This is a genomic window from Mesorhizobium kowhaii, assembly GCF_042431665.1.
GTDB lineage: Bacteria > Pseudomonadota > Alphaproteobacteria > Rhizobiales > Rhizobiaceae > Mesorhizobium > Mesorhizobium kowhaii.
The window spans coordinates 284,336-303,482 of record NZ_JBHLYT010000006.1 but is presented as its reverse complement, the minus strand read 5'-3'; the positions used below and the strand labels follow the sequence as shown (position 1 = coordinate 303,482).

General features: G+C 60.4%; 23 protein-coding genes. All 23 read right to left on the bottom strand.

Translation table 11 applies throughout. The features are described from left to right. Positions 1 to 104 precede the first annotated feature (104 nt). Positions 105 to 410, bottom strand: a complete 306-nt coding sequence (locus ACFFNA_RS07370) for a hypothetical protein (protein WP_095081959.1) — start codon at positions 408 to 410, stop codon at positions 105 to 107. Between the two features lie 757 nt (positions 411 to 1,167). Next, on the bottom strand, positions 1,168 to 1,851 hold the full coding sequence (locus tag ACFFNA_RS07365; RefSeq protein WP_378917042.1) for a hypothetical protein: 684 nt from the start codon (positions 1,849 to 1,851) through the stop codon (positions 1,168 to 1,170). Next, positions 1,835 to 2,248, bottom strand: a complete 414-nt coding sequence (locus tag ACFFNA_RS07360) for a hypothetical protein (RefSeq protein ID WP_378917041.1) — start codon at positions 2,246 to 2,248, stop codon at positions 1,835 to 1,837. The genes ACFFNA_RS07365 and ACFFNA_RS07360 overlap by 17 nt, the downstream gene beginning before the upstream one ends. After that, positions 2,245 to 3,954 (bottom strand): hypothetical protein, encoded by a 1,710-nt coding sequence (locus ACFFNA_RS07355; protein ID WP_378917039.1) that lies wholly within the window; start codon positions 3,952 to 3,954, stop codon positions 2,245 to 2,247. The genes ACFFNA_RS07360 and ACFFNA_RS07355 overlap by 4 nt, the downstream gene beginning before the upstream one ends. Before the next feature lie 122 nt (positions 3,955 to 4,076). After that, positions 4,077 to 4,433: a phage upper tail fiber protein gene (locus ACFFNA_RS07350; protein ID WP_378917037.1), complete on the bottom strand. Its 357-nt coding sequence runs from the start codon at positions 4,431 to 4,433 to the stop codon at positions 4,077 to 4,079. Positions 4,434 to 4,444: 11 nt separating this feature from the next. Next, entirely contained in the window at positions 4,445 to 5,275 is an 831-nt protein-coding gene (locus tag ACFFNA_RS07345) for a hypothetical protein (protein WP_378917035.1), read from the bottom strand. Positions 5,276 to 5,286: 11 nt separating this feature from the next. Continuing rightward, positions 5,287 to 5,577 (bottom strand): hypothetical protein, encoded by a 291-nt coding sequence (locus ACFFNA_RS07340; protein ID WP_378917033.1) that lies wholly within the window; start codon positions 5,575 to 5,577, stop codon positions 5,287 to 5,289. 11 nt (positions 5,578 to 5,588) lie between these two features. After that, positions 5,589 to 7,088, bottom strand: coding sequence for a terminase large subunit domain-containing protein (locus ACFFNA_RS07335; protein ID WP_378917032.1), 1,500 nt, complete (start codon positions 7,086 to 7,088; stop codon positions 5,589 to 5,591). Further along, entirely contained in the window at positions 7,085 to 7,462 is a 378-nt protein-coding gene (locus tag ACFFNA_RS07330; RefSeq protein WP_378917030.1) for a hypothetical protein, read from the bottom strand. Before ACFFNA_RS07330 ends, ACFFNA_RS07335 begins: the two co-directional genes overlap by 4 nt. A 340-nt stretch (positions 7,463 to 7,802) precedes the next feature. Beyond that, positions 7,803 to 9,083: a virulence-associated E family protein gene (locus ACFFNA_RS07325; protein ID WP_378917028.1), complete on the bottom strand. Its 1,281-nt coding sequence runs from the start codon at positions 9,081 to 9,083 to the stop codon at positions 7,803 to 7,805. Next, entirely contained in the window at positions 9,080 to 9,256 is a 177-nt protein-coding gene (locus ACFFNA_RS07320; RefSeq protein ID WP_378917027.1) for a hypothetical protein, read from the bottom strand. The genes ACFFNA_RS07325 and ACFFNA_RS07320 overlap by 4 nt, the downstream gene beginning before the upstream one ends. Next, positions 9,256 to 9,528 carry a hypothetical protein gene (locus ACFFNA_RS07315; protein WP_378917026.1) on the bottom strand — a complete coding sequence of 91 codons (273 nt, stop codon included), beginning with the start codon at positions 9,526 to 9,528 and terminating at the stop codon, positions 9,256 to 9,258. The genes ACFFNA_RS07320 and ACFFNA_RS07315 overlap by 1 nt, the downstream gene beginning before the upstream one ends. Continuing rightward, complete coding sequence (locus ACFFNA_RS07310) at positions 9,525 to 9,731, bottom strand: hypothetical protein (RefSeq protein WP_378917025.1); 207 nt, start codon at positions 9,729 to 9,731, stop codon at positions 9,525 to 9,527. The genes ACFFNA_RS07315 and ACFFNA_RS07310 overlap by 4 nt, the downstream gene beginning before the upstream one ends. Continuing rightward, positions 9,718 to 9,939, bottom strand: a complete 222-nt coding sequence (locus ACFFNA_RS07305) for a hypothetical protein (protein WP_378917024.1) — start codon at positions 9,937 to 9,939, stop codon at positions 9,718 to 9,720. The genes ACFFNA_RS07310 and ACFFNA_RS07305 overlap by 14 nt, the downstream gene beginning before the upstream one ends. After that, positions 9,936 to 10,121, bottom strand: coding sequence for a hypothetical protein (locus tag ACFFNA_RS07300; RefSeq protein ID WP_378917022.1), 186 nt, complete (start codon positions 10,119 to 10,121; stop codon positions 9,936 to 9,938). Before ACFFNA_RS07300 ends, ACFFNA_RS07305 begins: the two co-directional genes overlap by 4 nt. Positions 10,122 to 10,638: 517 nt before the next feature. Then, positions 10,639 to 11,871: a tyrosine-type recombinase/integrase gene (locus tag ACFFNA_RS07295; protein WP_378917020.1), complete on the bottom strand. Its 1,233-nt coding sequence runs from the start codon at positions 11,869 to 11,871 to the stop codon at positions 10,639 to 10,641. A gap of 238 nt (positions 11,872 to 12,109) precedes the next feature. Beyond that, entirely contained in the window at positions 12,110 to 13,168 is a 1,059-nt protein-coding gene (locus ACFFNA_RS07290) for an ABC transporter ATP-binding protein (protein WP_378917018.1), read from the bottom strand. Positions 13,169 to 13,207: 39 nt separating this feature from the next. Then, a complete protein-coding gene (locus ACFFNA_RS07285) occupies positions 13,208 to 14,029 on the bottom strand; it encodes a carbohydrate ABC transporter permease (protein WP_056587473.1) in 822 nt (273 codons plus the stop codon). Next, the gene (locus ACFFNA_RS07280) at positions 14,030 to 14,968 is read right to left on the bottom strand and encodes a carbohydrate ABC transporter permease (protein WP_378917016.1); all 939 of its coding nucleotides are present in this window, start codon (positions 14,966 to 14,968) and stop codon (positions 14,030 to 14,032) included. It lies immediately after the preceding gene. Then, positions 14,968 to 16,305, bottom strand: a complete 1,338-nt coding sequence (locus ACFFNA_RS07275; RefSeq protein ID WP_378917014.1) for an ABC transporter substrate-binding protein — start codon at positions 16,303 to 16,305, stop codon at positions 14,968 to 14,970. The genes ACFFNA_RS07280 and ACFFNA_RS07275 overlap by 1 nt, the downstream gene beginning before the upstream one ends. Before the next feature lie 62 nt (positions 16,306 to 16,367). Further along, positions 16,368 to 17,027: a GntR family transcriptional regulator gene (locus ACFFNA_RS07270; protein WP_378917012.1), complete on the bottom strand. Its 660-nt coding sequence runs from the start codon at positions 17,025 to 17,027 to the stop codon at positions 16,368 to 16,370. A 22-nt stretch (positions 17,028 to 17,049) separates the two neighbouring features. Next, positions 17,050 to 17,931 (bottom strand): dihydrodipicolinate synthase family protein, encoded by an 882-nt coding sequence (locus ACFFNA_RS07265; protein WP_378917010.1) that lies wholly within the window; start codon positions 17,929 to 17,931, stop codon positions 17,050 to 17,052. A gap of 331 nt (positions 17,932 to 18,262) precedes the next feature. Then, complete coding sequence (locus ACFFNA_RS07260; RefSeq protein ID WP_378917008.1) at positions 18,263 to 18,946, bottom strand: hypothetical protein; 684 nt, start codon at positions 18,944 to 18,946, stop codon at positions 18,263 to 18,265. Between the last annotated feature and the right edge of the window lie 201 nt (positions 18,947 to 19,147).

The window sequence follows — 19,147 nt, the reverse complement described above, 5'->3', positions numbered from 1 at the left end:
TCCACGGACCTACAGCCGGTGATGTGCCGACAGACATACGCAAAGGTCGCGGACTCGTAGGGGTTTGGCTGACGACCTCCCCCAACTCGACCGGCCACGGCCGGCTACCTTGCCACGAAGAGATTGCTCGCAATGCATTTATGGACCGGGCAATAATCTGTGTCGGTCGTCGGCACGCCTGCGCCAGTAGCCACCTCGCCAGGACCGCATTGCTTCTGCCCGCTGACATAGAGGTCGTAGCGCGTCAGGCTGAGGTTGAATATGGAGCGGTAGCGAATGACGGTGGTGCCGTCCTGCTTCAGTAGTGCCTGAACTTCGGCGCAACTCAGGCCGGCGATATCCCTGCGCTCTTGCGCTTGAGCCTGCACCACGAGGAAGAGTAACGGAATTGCAATCGCGATCGGCTTCATGGCGCCCCACCAGCGTTTTCGCCCGACCGATGGTGTAGACTTGACCAACCGATATGAAAAGCCCTCTGCCGTTGGCCTCGCCAAAGGACGACATGCGTTCTGTGTCGTCGATGGTCGAGAAGGTTCTGACCACGTACCTGCGGGACAAACGCTATCTGCCGACCGTTTCCCGCCCGGCTTTCTAGTATTAGCGATCGGCATTGGCATGGCGAAGATTGGGGCGAACAATGGTCAAGGTCTTGCTTTTCCTCGGGGGGCTCGCGATCCTTTTGGTCAGTTCCCGTCAGGTGTTCCTAATGTTTCGCGACGGTTCATTTCGTGCTCGCGGCAATCGACTGATCCTACGCAACGCACACCCCCATAATCTTCTGGATGAATTTCGTTGGGCTCGTGCTTTTCGGCGTTGTCGGTGTCGCGTTAATTTGTTGGCAATTGCTTACTTGAGCGACTTCGAGCGACCGTGAAAAGTTGGTCATTTGTCAGAAGCGGGGCGCCCCGCCAGCGAGCGTTTCCCTTCGCCGCTCTCCTACACCAAAGGCGTATTTGCGTTGCCGCTAATCTTGGGACACCATCAGGCGGCTGGACGTGAACTCTCCGGCGGGAGGGACTTGGTTGCCGTTTTAGTCACCCATTGGAACGTGCCACCAAGGTTGGCCCGGTTGTTGGTAACGCACCGCCACAGCCGGGCCGCCTCTTCAGAACGGCCAAGCCAGCGCCAGCACGACGGCGCATGAGGCAATGAAGGCGAGCGCCGGCATCATGCGCTCAACCCGGGCAGGGCAGCGTCGGCTTGCGGTGCCATCAACTGCAACGTGCGGATGAAGGTGCCATTGTAGGACTGGTCGATCGGATCGCCGCCGAATGAAGCGGTCGCCATCGGGTTCATGGAAATTGGCGCGACCACCTGTGTAACCACGGAGCTGCCGTCACACGACATGCTGATAAACGCGTTGGTCCTGGTCACCGCGATCTTGTGGACACCGGGACCATGCGAGGTGTTGATCCCAACGTCCCTTATGTTGAAACTTCCCTCATGGACATGAACCGTCCTGAGATCGGTAAGGTAGGTATTTTTTGACACCAGGAGAGAGTGATCGTCATCAACGTCGGCCAGATAGAGCAGATATGTGGCGCCATCGGTGGTCAGTTCTTCCCATTCGATGACGACGGTCCAGTCCATAAGCTGGTAGTCGGTGAGCAGGTCACCGAGCGACGAGACGACGCCATCGACATCATCGTCAAGGATTTCGAGCCCGCTGGCACCAACCCTTGCCGGCTTGTCGATGATATCGGCGATAGCAACGGTCGATGCGTCCTTGGTGTAGACCTCATTGAGGAAATCTAGGCTCCAATCCCCGATACCAACGGGCGGAACCCATCCGGACGGCGGCGACATGGCCGCGAAGTTTGACCCCATGTAAGCTCTACGAAGAAAGAACATTGGTGGTTCTCCGGTGTAAGGTGAGGCCTTGCAGGCGCTCGTGCATCCAATGCGCTTGGCCGTTGGGCTCGCTGATGGCGAAGCATTTGTGCATTGCGAGGATGTCGACACGCTGAAAGCGGACGCGTGTAAACGGGTTGAGCATCACCAGATCGACCGTTTGAGCGTCTGAGGCCACCAAGAGCTTGCAGCGGACGTGGCCGCCGCTGGTGAAGACGTGCGGCGCGAACCACACGGCGACGACATCGCCGGCCTGTGGCACCTGAAGCTTCGTGAAGCAGTGATCCGAGCCCTCGGGGATCAGCGGTTCCATGCAATCGCCGGCACCACGGACGCCGTAGATATTCGGGACCCTGGCCGGATCGTCTGGAAACGACTTGAGCGCAAGCGGCATCATAAAGATATCCCTTCGAAGGATTCGAACGTCAGCTCCTCGGGCGGGTACCCGGCAAGGAACATGACCTTGGTGACCATGGTTTGCAGCGTGATCGAACCCGGCAACGTGTTCGGCTGCCGATGCACGGTCCAGACATATTCCCCAAGGGCGCTCATCCAGAGCGCCTTGGCCTGGTCCGCGATCAGATACATAAATCGAGAGTCGGTAGGAACCGGCGGCATCACTTCAGAAGCAAAGGTCGAAATCGTCTTCTCCTGAATATTCAGGGAAATGATTTCATAAGCAGGCGTATCGGGATCACCGTCTGACCAAAGCATCAGCACAAAGCCAGGCAGGCTGATCAGGCGGTTGTGCAAGCGGGGCAGTTGAAAAGAAACATTGGTGCCCATCCTGGCGGTGTCGAAGGTATCGATCACCGCGCCGGTGTCTGGGTTGAGGTAGAGCCAACGAAAGATCGGGTCGGCCAGGATGTAACCAACGACAAGATAGCCGGTCGCCGGGTCAAACCAGAGAACGGACGCCGACAATCCAGACAAGCCAGTGAGTGACTGCAGCAGCGTGGAGGTCCAGGCATCACCGTCAAAGCGAAGCTCATAGATGTCTGCATCGCCCGTAAAGCTCGACGTGGCGGTAAAGAAGGACGTGAACTCCGATGTGACCCTACCGTTGATGACCGAGTATCGGCCTGGGAAACCTTCCGGGTCGACCTCCAATGTCCCCTTGGCGGGATCGAAAATACCAGTGACCCCGGTGCCGGCATCGAAGTTGTGACCGATGAACACCCAGAGTTGACCGAACTGCTGTACGGTGAGCCACTCCATGTTCACGGGGTCGATGTAGGAGGCGATGAGATGGCCCGAGGCGGCGTCGTAGACCGCAGTCAGCTTCGGTGTAACGAGCGTGTCGAGGTGGACGAAGACCAGCCCGGTCCCGTTCATGGCAATGGGAACGCTCAACTGACCGTCGACGACATCCGGTCCCGCCGTATAGGGCGCGGAGCCTTCCAGCGGCACACGGTAGAGCTCCAGCCTCGAATCGATGTCCAGAACGGCAAGCCAGACCCCGGCGAGCCCCGGAATGTCGGTTGGCTCGAGGATCTGATAGATGACGCCCTCGGCGGGATCATAGGCAGACCCATGCGGGAAGGCGTCCAGAATTCCGCTTGGAGGCGTGCCGGTCCACGCTATGGTTCCACTTCCCCCGGTTTCGGTCGCCGCGTTCGAAATCACGCACTTGACGGTCGGCGGGCTCGTCGCCGCGAAGCCGTCGAGATAGAGCATGGCGAAATTCTGCCAGGCACCGGCATCCGCACCTATGGCATTGGCGGTGATCGGATCAACAGCGGTGTGCTGGCCGCCATAGAACCTGAACTGATCGGATGAGCCGATGCCTTGCTCGGCATCATAGATCACCTCATCGTTTACCTCGACGCGGATCAGGGTGTAGCCGTCGCCAAAGGGATCATAGGCCAAGAGATAGCCTAAGGCCGCAACTTGCGATGATCCCTGGATCGGAACAAGTGCGACACGGGAAAACGGATCATCGTTGAGCCACGCCGTGCCGCCGACTTGGTCCAGGCTCTGTAGCGTGTGCAGCTTGACCTGGGTATAGCCGGTGATCGTGGTGACGGTCGATGCTCCTCCGACAACCGGGATGCCGTCGACCTTGCCGGTGCCGATGACGATTGGTATCTGCCTGCCAAGCACTGACGAGAACGAGAACGGCGTCGCCGCAACAGGCTCGGGCTGCTTGGTCGCTTCCTGGGTGGTCGGGCCGAAAGACCAATGCGAGCCGACGTTCGACATTCCCGGTGTTGCAAACCAGACCATCAGCCGACAATCAGATAGAGCGTGGCGGGGTCGGGCGGCGAGAGCGCGTCATACTCAGCCTGTGAAAGCTTGATGATGCGCTCGACGTCCGAGGTGACCGCCGGGAAATCGGACGGGGCGATGTCGTAACTAAGATAGGCGGCCGGGACGCACCTCAGCAGATGCCTCGTCTGGACCGGGAATGGGCCGACCGTCGTGTTGGCGGTGAGTGTCATCTCTCCAAACGATTGCTCGCCGGGGTTATTGCCGAGACGCTCGATGCTGCCCGAGCCCGCGCCGCCGGAAACGGTGACCGAGAGCGCGCTCCAGGCCGGGAGATAGATGACCTCTCGGCCGGAAATGGGAAGCGCTGTCATGCCCATCTCCCTCAGGCTGCCGCTTGAGTTTCGACCGAGGTCAGCTTTCCATCGATGAATTGGTATGTCTCCAGGCCCGCGAACATCTTATCGATGTCGCTGGCGAGGTCTTTGCCGGACGACCTGGTCACGATTTCCGTGGTGGCGGGCTTTTCCATCTTGGCCTTCTCAGCCGCGATTTCCTGCTCGACGGCGGCGCTGGCCGTTGCCATCCAGCGATCGAACTGAAAGTCGGGACCATCGCCGAAGCCGCATTCCGTCCTCACGGTGCCGACCGCCATCTCGATGGCCGCCGTGGCAACCGCGATCGCCTCCTCGGTTTCTTTCATCGCCTCGATCGCCGGACCGTGCTTTTCCTCGATCATGCGCCGCTGAAGATCCGCACGAAACTCCGGCGTCATACCGGAAAGGGCGGCCGGGCCTTCGAAGCTGGCGGCCAGAAATTCGGGATCTGTCATAACGAGCCTCACGCGGTCCCCGTGATCTAAACCGCGCAGCATCGTCCGGATTTCCTGGCGCAATATCGCGCCGGCAATGTCGGTCTTGTCCGGCTTCGGAACGGCCAGGGCGAGCTTTTGATTTTTGATGCTGTTGGTCGCCTTCTCGGCTTCCCAGCTTGCGCGGCGGAGATCCGGGACGATGTCCTTTGCTGCGGCGGCGCGGACGGTTTCATTGATGCCCTTAGGCGAAAGCGTGCCCGGCCCGGAGATTTTTGCGCGATGCGTCGGCAACGACTCGATGAAGTGCAGAGACTTTTGAAAAGAGCCGTTCAGCTTCGCCAGGTCGGAACGCTCGGACCACTCTGGGCGCCAACGGGATTTCAGGGTTTCGATGCGGTTCATGATCGTTCCTTTCAGGCCGTAACAGCGTGGATGAGTTGGTCGGCGCGTGCATCGATTTCTGGCTTCCAATCGGGGCCGTTCTGATCGGCGAACAGCGGATGGCGCAGCATGTCCGGCATGTGAGTGGGGCAACCGACAAAGCTCCTGATGGTCTGCGGTGGCAGGAGGCTCACAACAGCGCCGTTGCTGGCTGCACGGTCGAATGCGGACAACTCGATGTAGGCGGCCTTCAGATCGGCCAGCCTCGACGCATACGCGGCGCCGGCCTCGCTGTGCTGGGTCAGGAATTCGTCCGGTTTCATTATTGTTCCTTTCAGGATTTGGACGCGAGTGCGCGGTCTAGGAGGTCATAAGGGCTGTTCCCACCCATTGAGACGGAATACGCGGAAGGTCCGGCGGTGCGGCTGAAGGAAACGGAGTAGCCCGTGGGCGCCGTCTGCCTATTCGTGGATGACCACAGCGCCCCTACCAGTGCGTTGGCATGATCATCTGCGCCACCGCTTTGAGGGTGGTCCACGCTATCCCGACCGGAGCGTGAGGTGCGTCGCTCCAGGAGCCGCAACTCACGGATCAGTTGGCTATGATTTGGAATTGAGATCGCGCGGCGCATGAAGCTCGAGAGCGATTCCAGATAGAGCACAGATTTCGGATGATCAGCCCGCTTGTAGCCAATGCCGGCCGACTTAAATGCCTGGACGACCCATTCCCCAGCAAAGTTGTCCCCGACCACTTCGCTGCAGCCGTAAGCCTTGGCAATCCCGGCGAACTCTTTCGCGACATCGTTCGGGTCAAACGGTGCGCGACGGCCCCGGACCACATCAGCAATGAAGCGATCGCTCTCCGTGTGTCCAACGCAGATGGTGAAGCTATCGTGCCGACCGGCGCTAGCATCGGTGAAGCTGACGTACTTAACGCCGTCGCGAGGTGGCAATTCCATCGGGCGATCCGGGTCAATCGCCGCGTCGATCGAGGCGTCGTCAAGCAACGAGCTAAGATCGTTCCTGAACTCGCCATCCCATTCGGCAAAAGCCGCCTCTGGGTCAGCCTTTCGAGCGCGTTCAATAATGCGCTTGTCGATCGTCGGGTTTAGGTCTTCCGTTCCTGCTCGGATAACCAAAATGTCAGGATCATCTTGACCGAAGTGGTCTCGAAACTTCGTATAAATCAGCCCAATCTTGCGATAGGCCGAGGAGATGCCGACCAGCAACCCTCCCGTGGTGGCTAGGGCAGGCAAGATCGCCCGGTAGACCTCGACGTCGGGGCTGGCACTCGTCTCGTCCCGCCAAAAAGCCGACTCGTCGAACACAGCGCCCAAGAGCGTCCGTCCTCGAACGGTTCGGAAGCTATTCGTATGCACCCCAATCGCCACATTGCCCTTGAGCCTGATCTCCTCGGCAGTGGTGGCCTCAATCTGCTCACGGAGGATAGCACTCTGCTGAAAGAACCCTTCGGCGTAGCCAGATACGGTGCGAGCCTGCGACTTGGACGGCGCCAGAGCCATAACATAGCCGGTCTCACCAGCGGCCAACTTGCCCCGGTGATCGTCGAACGCTGCGAGGTAGGCACTCACAGCCGCAGCCATGCGACTCTTGCCGCCTCGTCGCCCTGCTATCACCCAAAGCTCTTGAACGCGCTTGGTAGGCGCCCTGCGGCCTCCTGAAAGGCGATCGAATACCGCTGCCTCGCTCGTGGTCAGCGCCATTCCGAAGGCAGCCTTGAGAATGGTGCGCCATGTCTGCCATGGCGTGATGTCGCCGAGTGCTGCACCAAGCAGTTTGGGATCTGAGATCGCTGTATCGATATCGCAGATCATGCGGCCTGACCTTTGCCGGCGATGTACTGCGATAGGGAGGGCGTCACGTCGCGCGGTGCAGGATCGATGCCAATCATCTCGGCATCGCGGCGCCGGCAATTGAGCAGGGTTGCAAGCTCTGACAGGCTGATCTGTTCGCCTCGAAGCCATCGCACTTGCGCATCGCGGATCATGGCGGAGGTACAGGCCACGTCTTCAATGATGGCCATGCGAAGCGCACCGATGTCATCGCCGCCGCGTTCGCTTATCAAGACATCGCGAAACTCAATTGCCTGTTGAGCGGCCTTCGTGCGCTTGTCGAGATCATCGAACGTAACGAGGCGCGCCTTACTGCCACCCTTCGATGGGGTAGCGGCCTGGCTTTCGGCTTCCATGTCGGCGGCTTCTGTGAGCAATTTTCTGACCTCGACTGCGGATACAGTGCGGACACGCTCATCTTGTTTGCAAATAAAAGCAAGCAATAACAATGTATTGTCATAAATTGTCTACTGATAATCAATCAGTGTCACGCGCTGTCACGCTACCAGAATGGCGAGGCCGGGACCGAGTATTGAGCCAGAAAAGGCGAGGGCGGGCAGCGATGTCTGTGGCCCTATTTCAGGATGCGAAACCACGGATAACCGGATGACCAAGGATGATTTTCCATAGAAGACCTGACAGAGCCCCAAGTCCTCTATGTAAATATCGTCCGTGGTTGTCCGTCATCCGTGGTGCTCAAGCTCTTGGTGCTGGCCCCCATGGGACGTTGCCTTTCCAGTCCTTTGGTTGCCGCGCCCACCCGATTTGCTCCAGAACGGCGATGATACGGTTCTGGTCCGCGCGGCCGATCCGGCTGGTTTCGAAATGCAGCGCCTCTTTGGCGATCTCGCCCACAAGCACCTTGCTACGGGTCGCGATGAAATCCCGAATGGTCTCTTCCCAGGTATCGCCTTCGTAACGGGCCTCCTGCTCGGGCGCGATGTGCTTGGCCTCAAAGTCCTTGTTCGGCCACCATGGCTCATTGCGATGGAAACGTGCCACGGCCTCGGCAAAGAGGTGGTCGCGGTCGCTGGCCAGTGCGTCGACGTCAATGCGACCTGTCTTGACGGGCCAGAACCGGCGCCCGCCTGTCGGGTCGCGGAGATAGGCGCTTTGGTTGGTGGTGCCCACGAAAATGCACTGGCGCGGCTCCATGACTTCGGCGCGGCCATAGCTGGGCCTGTAGCGTTCGGTGTCGCGGCTGATGAAGCTCTTGAGCATGGTTGCCTCGGCTTTGCCCATCGCGTGCATCTCGGCGACTTCGATCAACCACTTGCCCCGCAGATGTTGCGAGGCCTCCTTGCCGGTGCTGATGTCGGGGAGTGCGTCGGAAAACCATTCGCCGCCAAGAACCCGGCATGCGGAGGATTTCATAGTCCCCTGCTTGCCCTCCAGAACCGGCAAGTGATCGGCCTTGCACCCAGGCCTGTAGATGCGTGCCACCATCGAGATCAAAAACATGCGCCCGATGGCAGCGGTGTAGGCCGATGCGTCGGCGCCGAGGTACACGGGAAACAGGGAAGGCAACCGTTCAGTCCCGTCCCACTCCAGACTGTCAAGCCAGTCCCGTATCGGGTGGAACCGGCATTCATGGGCGCGATGCGTGACGGCCTGATATACGACGTCCCGGCTTAGCTGAGAGAGTCCGGCGTGCTGTAGGCGATCCTGCACGATGCTGATATCCGAGTCCGTGATAGGCTGCACCTGAAAAGACGGATCTTCGTCGAGCGGGCGGCGAAGCACAGTCATGCACAACATTTCGTCATAGGCGAAGGCGTCGGGCATCATTGCCCGAAGGCCGATCAGCGCGTTTGCCAGGATGGGAAACGGGGCGCCGTTGGGGCGCAATATGCAATCGTCGAGCCATGCAGGGCTTGTGCCGCGCCGCCCGCGCTTCTGCCTGTGCTCGGCGATCGGTACAATCTTGTTGCCACGCGGGACGGCCTTGCCGGCGAAAACTTCATCTATCTCGTTCATGTCGGGCGCCTCGTGATGACATCGGAGGCAGCACGAATGGCCTGCATCGCTTCCTGGTCCGAGATTTTGAATTTGCGCACCAGCACCGGGAGCAGCGGGCGTGCCGCTGTCCACCAGTGCGCCGTTGCCCAAATCATGGCGTCGTCGACGGGATCGGGTCGGAGGTCGCTCATCAATAGGTCCTCCGCGCCTGGCGACGATAGTCTTTGGCGGCGTTGACGATGTAGAGAGGGGGCGGCGGCGGCACAGGCGACGGCCTGCCCTTGAACTCGGCAACGATGGCCGCGACCAAGCTGTATGCCCGCGCGGTCGGGTCGTGCTCGTAGCCAGCATCGTCAAAGCCGATCACGGCGCACTGAAGATGATTTCGCGCTGCGGACAAATGACGGACTGCGGCATCGATGTGCAAATCTTCGACGGCTGGGAGGTTGGGGCGGATTGTCATGCCGGCACCCTCCCGAAGGCGAGTTCGGCGACCGCGTTCGCCAACGGCCACGAGATGGCGAACCGCCGATGGATGCGGCGCGCTTGCAGAAGGCGGGCATTTTGTCTATCTTCCGAATTGTCGAACACGCCGGGAAGCTGCTCGATTTTTTGGAAGCCGGTCGCCTTGCCCGCGATCGGTTTCTGCTTTTCAGGAGGCCTCATTGGCAGCCTCCTTGCGTTCATCTGCCGTGAGGCTTTCCCATGCGATGGTTGCGGCTCTGTTGAATTGAGCCAGGGTCAGGCCCGGAAACACATCATGGGCTTCTTGCCCAAGACGCGGTTGCCTCAACCCGTCGCGCCATCTTTTTGTGAGAAACCTTGCGACCGATTCTGCGTCGATCTGTTCATCGAAGTGCATCGGGGTTTTCATGCTGCGCGAGCCCTCCGCAAATTGGCTTCACGACAGACTTCACATGCCTCGGCGACACTAAGGCCGTATCTCTCTCGCAACTCGGTGATGATCGGACGCCGGATACGGTCGCGCGAACTCTTGGCGAGCCATTCCGCAGCCGTATCGATCGCGGCGCTGTGTTCATGGTCGAGGCCGGTCATTACGCGGCCCTCCTGCGCGGATTGGGCTTTGTCTCCTTACCCTCGATCCAAGAGCGGACCGAAGAGACCCGGTAGAGAATGCGCCCGCCCAATTCGACATAGGGAAGGCCTTCCGGCTGGTGCTGCCAGCGGATTAGCGTGCGTTGACTGACGCGAAGTTCCGCAGCAAGGGCCGCGCGATCCAGATAGCCGCCCAGGATACGTTCATGCGAGGAATCGCTATTGCTCGGAGTAATCACCGGCAAGCTCCCATCGTAGGCGCTCGCAGCGGGCTTTCGGAATCATCACAAAAAGCCGGGCGCAGCGCGGGGTTAAATTTTCCGCGTGGTGCTTCCGGCTTTGTTTGATTTTGAGACTGCCGGAAGACCTGGGACATCCATCCCGTACGCCCCGCTTTGGGGCTTGAGCTATCCGGCTCTAGCAATCTGGCCGTCATCCAACGAACCAGATACGGCACTTATAGGGCTTGTTTTGTTCTCGTGCAAGTCTCCCGTGTCACGAACTGTCTTTGAAGGCGTCAGGCCCCTTTGATGGAGATGACTTCCGCGCCCTTATCCTTGGCCATGACGATTGAGCCAGCGCGCTCGGTGGCCTGCCGCAGCGGATCGTCCATAAGATGGCTGTATCGGGCTGTAGTGGCCGGCTGGGAGTGTCCGAGCAATGCCCCGATGATCGGCAGGGATAGGCCGGCACTGGCGAGCACGCTGGCATAGGTGTGGCGTAGATCGTGAATGCGGGCTGAGGGCTTCACCACGATCGTTTCGCGGCCCTTGGCGTCGAGCACGGTTTCAGGCGCTACGATGCCGGCGGCGATGCATAGGTCGCGCCAATCGCTCTTGATCTCGACGCGATGGTCGGCGCCGCGACCGGGGAACACATACACGGCATCTGGCTTGGCCGTTTTCTGCAGATCAGTCAGCAACAGGCGGGCAGGGGCGGAGAGGGGAACCCGATGCATGGTCTTCTGTTTCGTGGTCGCTCCAGGCTTGGTCCATACGCCATCGGTGAGATCGAACTGGTCCCACGTCGCAGCTTGAACCTCGCCACGGCGCGCGCCAGTGAGCAGCAACATCCGGAAGATGTTCGCCGCCTGTTGATCCTCCAGCGTGGTCAGCGCCTCGGTGAGCTTCAAAAGTTCGGCCGGGGAAAGATAGCGATGGCGCTTCTGCTCGTCGTTGCGCTCAATGCCCTTGGCCGGATTGTCGGTGCGCCACCGCCATTTGATGGCGAGGCCAAACATCTTGGACAGCACCGCGACTGTCCGATTTGCCAGATAAGGGGCGGTCTTTGAAATCTTCCGGTGCAACCCGTCGATGTCGGTAAACTCGACCTCGGCCACTTTCTTGTTTCTGAGGGCCGGAAGGATATGGTTCTTGATCAGGGCTTTGTAGTCCCGAGCGGTCGAGTCCCGCTTCTTGCTGAGATGTTCCTTTTCGAACCGGTCACAGAGATCGGCGACGGTCTTTGCCTCCCGCGCCGCTGAAACCTCGCCCATGGGATCGGCGCCGACGTCGATCTGCTTTTTGAGGTTCTTCGCCTCTTCACGGGCTGGACCGGTTTTCCAATCAGGGCGGGAGCCGATCGTATATCGCCGCTCGTGGCCGCTCCGGGTGCGGTAATTCAGAATGAACGAGCGCGCACCGCCAGCGGTGACGCGGATGCCGAAGCCCTTCACGTCATCATCATAGGTGATCTTGTTGCCGGCAGCCGGCAGGGGCAGTTTGTCGATTAGAGTGTCCGTGAGCTTCATGTTCCGTGTCCGCACTGTGTCCGTCCAATCGACGGTCTTTGTTGTGCGGGCATTGTCGCATAATGTCATGATTTGTCAAAACATGTCCCTTTTGAATCAATACCTTAATGTGCGGACATGGCGAATATCGAACGAAAGCAAGGGCTTGGCAAAAGGGCTCGGAATGAACTTTTAATCAGTAGGTCATGGGTTCGAATCCCATCGCGCTCACCAACAGTTCCGGCCCGTGGCTGCAATCCTACAGTCGCCGACCGGTTTTGGCGTCGAATAGATGAGCGCAGGCGCGGTCGATCTCGATGCGCACCTGCTCGCCCTGCTTCAGCACAAGCCGCTCGCGGAAAAGGCAGGAGATCTCTTCGCCACCACAATCCACCTTGGCAAAGATTTCCGACCCCGTCGCTTCCAGAAGCGTGATCTTGCCTGGGATGCCCTGGGCCGTCGCACGGATATGTTCCGGGCGGATGCCGTAGACCAGGTCGCCCCCTGAAGCATGCGCCGGGTGGATGCCTTCCGGCAGAGGCAGCGTCAGTCCGCTGGTGCTGCGGAACACGCCTTCCTCGATACGGCCGGCAATGAAGTTCATGGCGGGCGAGCCGATGAAGCCGGCAACGAAGAGATTGGCCGGGTGGTCGTAAAGGTCGAGCGGCGCGCCGATCTGCTCTACAAGACCGTCGTGCAGCACGACGATCTTGTCGGCCATGGTCATGGCCTCGATCTGGTCATGCGTGACATAGATGGTGGTGGTGCCCAGCCGCTGGTGCAGCGCCTTGATCTCACCGCGCATCTGGACGCGCAATTTGGCGTCGAGATTGGACAGCGGCTCATCGAACAGAAAAACCTGCGGGTCGCGCACGATCGCACGGCCCATGGCGACGCGCTGGCGCTGGCCGCCGGAAAGCTGGCGCGGGTAGCGGTCAAGCAGCTTGTCCAGGCCGAGAATGCCGGCGGCCCTGCCGACGCGGCTGGCGGTGTCGGCCGGATCGGCTTTCTTGATCTTCAGGGCAAAGCCCATATTGTCGGCCACCGTCATATGCGGATAGAGCGCGTAGTTCTGGAACACCATGGCGATGTTCCGGTCCCGTGCCCGAAGATTGTTGACGATGCGGTCGCCAATGGCGATTTTGCCGCCCGAGATCGTTTCAAGTCCGGCGATCATGCGCAGCAGCGTCGACTTTCCGCAGCCCGACGGGCCGACCAGGATGACGAACTCGCCATCGGCGATATCGACGCTGACGTCGTGAATGATCTTGGCGGCTCCGAAGGCTTTCTGCACGTTGTTGATTGTGACCGATGCCATTGGGTTTTCCTCGAAAAAAGTTTGATGTCGGACTGTGCCTCAGCCGCCCTTGACGGCGCCGGCGGTCAGTCCGGCGACGATCTGCCTTTGTGCGAACATGGTCAGAACCAGCACCGGCAACGTCACCACAAGTGCTGCGGCGGCGAGCGGCCCCCAGCTCACCTGCTCGTAGGAGAGCATGTTGTAGACGGCGACCGGCAGCGTTCTCGTCTCACGGCTGGCGAGCACCACGCCGAAGACGAAATTGTTCCATGAGAAGATGACGGACAGGATGAAGGCGACGACGATGCCCGGCTTGGCGATGGGCAACGCGACCAGCCGGAACACCTGCCAGGAGCTGGCGCCATCGATGTTGGCCGCCTCTTCCAGTTCCATCGGCGTGGTCTCGAAATAGCCGATCATCACCCAGACCACGATTGGCACGGTCACCACCAGATGGATGATGATCTGCGGCCATAGCGTGCCGAGAATCCCGACCCATTGGAACAGCAGGAACAGCGGGATGAGATAGGAAAGCCCGGGTGTCATGCGGGCGATCATGATGACGACCGCCGACCGTTCGGCCTTGAGCCGTGCGATGCCATAGCCGGCCGGCACGCCGATCAGCAGCGCCAGCAGCGTCGCCGTGCCTGTCACCAGAACCGAATTCCAGAGATAGAGCAGGAAATTGTTCTCCTCGAACACCTTTGCATAGTTCGACCAGGCGAGGTGTTCGGGGATCAGGATCGGCGGATAGGCGCCGTTGTCGATCTCGAATTTCAGCGACAGCGAGATCATCCAGAGGAAGAACAGGATCGCCGGCGAGACAAAGACCAGAGCCGCGAAAAACAGCCCGATCTGGTTGAGCAGCCGTGAACTCATCTATTTGCCCTCCACGCCGATCCACTGGGAGCGCTGGCGCAACATCAGCAGGATGAAGGACAGGGCCACGATGACGATGAAGAAAACCACGGCCATGGCCGAGCCATAGCCGATGTCGTAGTAGGAGAAGGCGGTGTTGTAGAGGTAGATGTTGATCGTCTCCGAGGCCGTGCCTGGGCCGCCCTGGGTCATGGCGTAGATAATGTCGAAGCTCTTCAGCGCATCGATGGTGCGGATAATGACCGCGATCATCAGGAACGGTGCGATCATCGGCAGAGTGAGGTAGCGGAATTGCTGCCAGGCATTGGCGCCGTCGATTTCGGCGCTCTCGAACGGCTCGCGCGGCACGGACGCCAGGCCGCCCAGCACGATCAGCATCACCAGCGGCGTCCACTGCCACGTCTCGACCGCAACCAGCGAAGGGATGACTGTGTTGGCGTTGAAGATCCATTCCTGCGCCGGGATGCCGACCAGCGACAGAAGGTAGTTGAGCACGCCGAGCTGGGGATGGAACATCATCGTCCAGACCAGCGCTACGGCAACAGGCGTTGCCATCATTGGCATCACGAAGACGCCGCGCAACAGGCCGCGCAGCGGGAACCTGGCGTCGAAGATCAGGGCGGCGACGGTGCCGAGGATCATCGGCGCGGCAACCGAAAGGAAGGTGTAGGTCAAGGTATGGAGAAGCGATTCCCAGAAGCGTTGATCGACAGCCAACCGCAGATAATTCTCCATCCCGGCAAAGCTTCGCGACTGGCCGAGCGTCCAGCGGTTGACGCTCATCCACAGCGTGAAGGCCCAGGGAAAGACGATCACGGCGCCGACGACGATGAGCGCCGGAATGACGAAGGGCCAATAGTTGGGAGCCAGCCGGATCGCCTGGCTCCCTTCGATGGCTTGCGTCGTCACCCCGGTGCGTTCTGGGGTGGTGGCGGACATCAGCCTTGCTCGCTCCTGTCGAGGACCGGCTGGAATTGTTCGGTGGCTTTCTTCAGCTCTTGCGCCGGATCAGCACCGGCGATCAGGTTGGTCAGCGCGACACCATAGATGTCACGGAACTCGGTGACCGGGATGATGACCGGCAGCGACAGCCGGCTGACATTGCCGGAGCCGACCACCGCATCGAGCCAGCTTGCCGGCATGGTGACGCCTTCGCGCACCTTTGGATCTTCAAGCACCGATTTGCGGAACGGTACGCCGGCGCCTGCCTGCAGCAAGCGTGCGCCCATTGCCGGCGACACTGCCCACTGACAGAACAGATAGGCGGCCTCCTTCTTCTCGCTGGCGGCCGTCACGCCGATCCCGTCGCCAAAGGTGCCCGCGGCATGCGCCTTGGGCCCCTTGGGCATGACGCCGTAGCCGACCTTGCCGACCACCCGCGATTTTTCCGGATTTTCCATCGGCGGGGCAAAGCCCACGCCGTCGAACCACATGCCGATCTTGCCTTGCAGGAAGGCGGACTGCGCTTCGGCCCAGTTGAAGCCGGTGACGCCTGGAGGCGCGGACTTGGTCATCAGCCGCTGGTAGAGGCCGGCGGCCTCGATCGCCTCGGGCGATTCCGTGCGCAGCTTCCCCTGGCCGTCGAGTGGCGTCATGTCGTAGCCGAGCATGAGTGACGTCCACACCGGCGTGTTGGCGTTCTTGATGCCGCGGGCGACGAAACCGTAGGTGTTGGTCGAGGGGTCCGTCAGCGCTTCGGCGGCGGCCACCATCTGCTCGAACGTCTCGGGATATTTCAGGCCCTTGGCCTCGAACAACTCCTTGTTCCAGTAGAGGATCCAGTAATCGACCGAGAAAGGCAGCGAGCGCAGCACGCCCCTGCCGTCCTTGGCGAACAGCATGCCGGCATCGGCGAAATCGCTTTCGACCAGCCCCGGATCGGTCAGCGTGGGGTCGGCGAGATAGCCGGCGATGTCGGCCAGCCAGCCGCCCTTCTCGAACTGCCGCTTCTGGACGTGGTAGCTCAGATGCACGACGTCGAAGCTCGGCTTGCCGGAGCTCAGCTCGATCACCGTCTTCTGGCGCTGCTGCTGTTCGGGCGTTGCCTCGGCATTGACCTTGATGCCTGTCAGCTCCTCGAACTCGGCGAGATATTTTATAAGGGTGTCGCTGCGCGGGCTTTTGACGAGATTGACATCGAGTGTCGTGCCGGCAAAGCGTTTCCAGTCGACACCGGCGGCAAAGCCCGGGCGAATGCCTGCAATGCCGGCGGCGGCAAGTGCCGCGGTTCCCTGGAGGAGTTGCCTCCTGGTTGGGTTGAACAGATTGGACGACATTTCTTCCTCCCGGTTGCTGTCGTTGTGGATTGCACCGCGACCGCGGCGCGGCTCATGCTTCCTCAGATTTGCAGCGCCAGCCGGCGCGCCTTGTCGATATGCAGGCTGATCGCCTCGACCGCTTTCTGCGGCTCGCGGCTCTCCATGGCTTCGATGACCGCGAGGTGCTCGCGCATGACCGGCACGACGCGCCCGTCGATGCGGAAGCGCTCCTGATGGATCAGCCGGATCTTCACCGAGTTGACCAGATAGGCCTTGGCGATGATCTCGTTGCCCAGCGCATCGATGAAGGTGTCGTGCATCGCCCAGTCGATGTTCTGGGCCTTGGCTTCCATTTCGGGCGTCGGCGCCTGCGACAGGGCTTGCGCCAGCATCTCCTCATGTTCGCGCCGCAGCCGAGCAAGTTCGTCATCGGAAGCGCTGGCGGTGAACAGCGCCACCGCTTCGCGTTCCATGAACAGGCGGAACTGAAAAGCCTCGCGGATCAGGCTGATGTCGATATGGGCGATCTGCATGCCGCGCTGCGGGATCGTCGTCAGAAGTCCTTCGGCCTCGAGACGCGGCACGATTTCGCGAATGGCACCGAGCGGCAATCCGGTGAAGGCAACCAGTTCGCGTTGCGACACGAACTGGCCCGGCAGCAGGTCGCGGGCCAGCAAATGCCGCGTGAAGCTGGCATAGGCTTTTTCCCTAAGGGTGGTCGGTTCGCTGCCGTCTTCCATTTCAGCGCGCTTCCTTTGCCGGTCAGGCCGCTTCCGTCGCAAACAGCCGGTCATAGGCGGCCGCAAGCTGCTGTTGCCCCTGCGAAGCGATCGGCTCCAGCGGCGGACGGACCGCCAGCCAGCGCTCGTCGCCTGTCTTGCGCGCCACCATGACCTTCACCGCCGGCGTGACCGGATATTTAAGCAATTCGAGCACGAAGGTCTCGACGCGGGCATCGTCGCGTCCATCGGCCATGGCGCGAACCTCGCCCGTTGCGAAATTGGCCATGCCGGAGATTGCGCCTTGAGCGCCAATTCGCACCGCTCGTGCCAGATGCCGCTCGTCGCCGATCAGGATCACCAGATCACGATGAGCCCCGAGCAGTGCCGCGCTGTAGTCCCAGTCTCCACCGGAATCCTTGACACCGGCGACCACGTCCGGAAAGGCCGTGCGCAACCGGCTGATCAGGCCAAGCGAGAGCTGCACCATCGTGACCGAGGGAATGTTGTAGAGGAGCACGCCACGGGCGAGGGGACCAAGCGCGGCAAAGACGGCGGAAAACCAGCCGAAAAGACCGTCTTCACCGACATTCTTGAAGTAGCTCGGCGGCGCGAGGAGAATGTTGCGGGCGCCGTGTTGCAAGGCATGCCGGGCCTGTTCGGCGGCGTCTTCGGCTGCATCGACCAGCACGCCGGCAACAAGCTGATGCGGCAGAATCCCGGCGGCCAGCATCGCTTCGGTCACCGCCCGCCGCTCCACGGCACCCACCGAAGCGCCTTCGCCGGTGGTGCCGAAAAGCGTCACGCTACCGCATCCCTCGGCCAGACAACTCCTAGCCTGGGCGACCATGGGGGAGATGGCGATCTGCCCGGAGGCATCAAAAGGCGTGGTGAGGGCGGCTGAAAGGCCAAAGCGTGATGTCACCGTCAAGTCTCCGAAAAGAAGTTCGCAGGCAGTGATATCTCACTAACATGTCAGTTGTAAATCAGGCTGGCCAAATTTTTTCGATGAGGCGCTCGCACACCGCCCCTTAGCCGGATCTGCCTTTTCGAGCCCGCAGGAGCGTGTAGCCCGGCCCAAGAGCCGAGCGCGCAAAGTTGATTGGCGATGCGATTGCCGAGGGCGGCGGTTTGCAAGGCCGCTAGAACCTCAGAATCCCGTCCACCGCGATAGTGGTGAGTGGGTGATGAGTTTGAATCCCATCGCGCTCACCATCGTTTCACAATCAGCGCAGGTATTGGTCGAGATTTCGTGGCTAGGCCCTGGAATGCAGACGCCCGACTTTACGCGACACGTGATTTCGGTCGCTTTCCGACATGAGTTGCTGGGCCACCGGCTGCACATTTTCCCTGTAGGTGATGCATCTGTCGTAAAGTTTATTCGCCACGCGCTCTTTGCCGATTCGCTCCCACTCCGGCGTCCAGGGCGCATCCCAGTCAAAGTGCTGCGAGATGAGAAGTTCCCTGTCGAAGCACTGCGGATCCCGATTCAAAATCTGGCGGGCTTCGTCCGCCAATGGTGTGTAGGCTTTGACCGCAGCCATCTTTCTAGCGCGAGCAGCCGAATCCAGTTGGATTTCCACTTCGACAACCCCCGGCACGTTGGGAACCGCGGCGGAGCAAAGCTGCTTGCGCCCCGGCTTTGTGCTTTGCAGCAGCCTGTCGAGGGCATTGCCGAATGCATAGGCCAGATCATGCATAGGATTGTAGCCATCGACCGCGTCCGAGACGATTTGCACGTCCTGCATGTCAGACACATCGACGCTGATTCTCGACAGCACATCGGTAAAGACGCCACTATCCCCAGCCAACAGCGCTTTATACCAGGTGGCGTCCGGAATATCGCCAAATACTGCGCCTGCGATTGCGCCAGTAGCTTCCACCACGTCGCGTGAATATTGGGTTCGGGAAGAGTGATGTCCGCCCGAACCATCCGTCAAAGGTAGATTCGTGGTTTCCTGAGCTCAAGCCAGTGATGAATCCTAAGCTCATGCCCTGGATGTGCAAGGATCAGCACATGTTGCAACTTTTCGGGCAAAAAACGGCTCCAATCCGGGTTTCGGCATACATCCCCTTCTAGATTGCATCCAAGGCGACCAGGCACCAAAGAGGTTCCCCAACATCGAGTTGGCGCCGGTCAT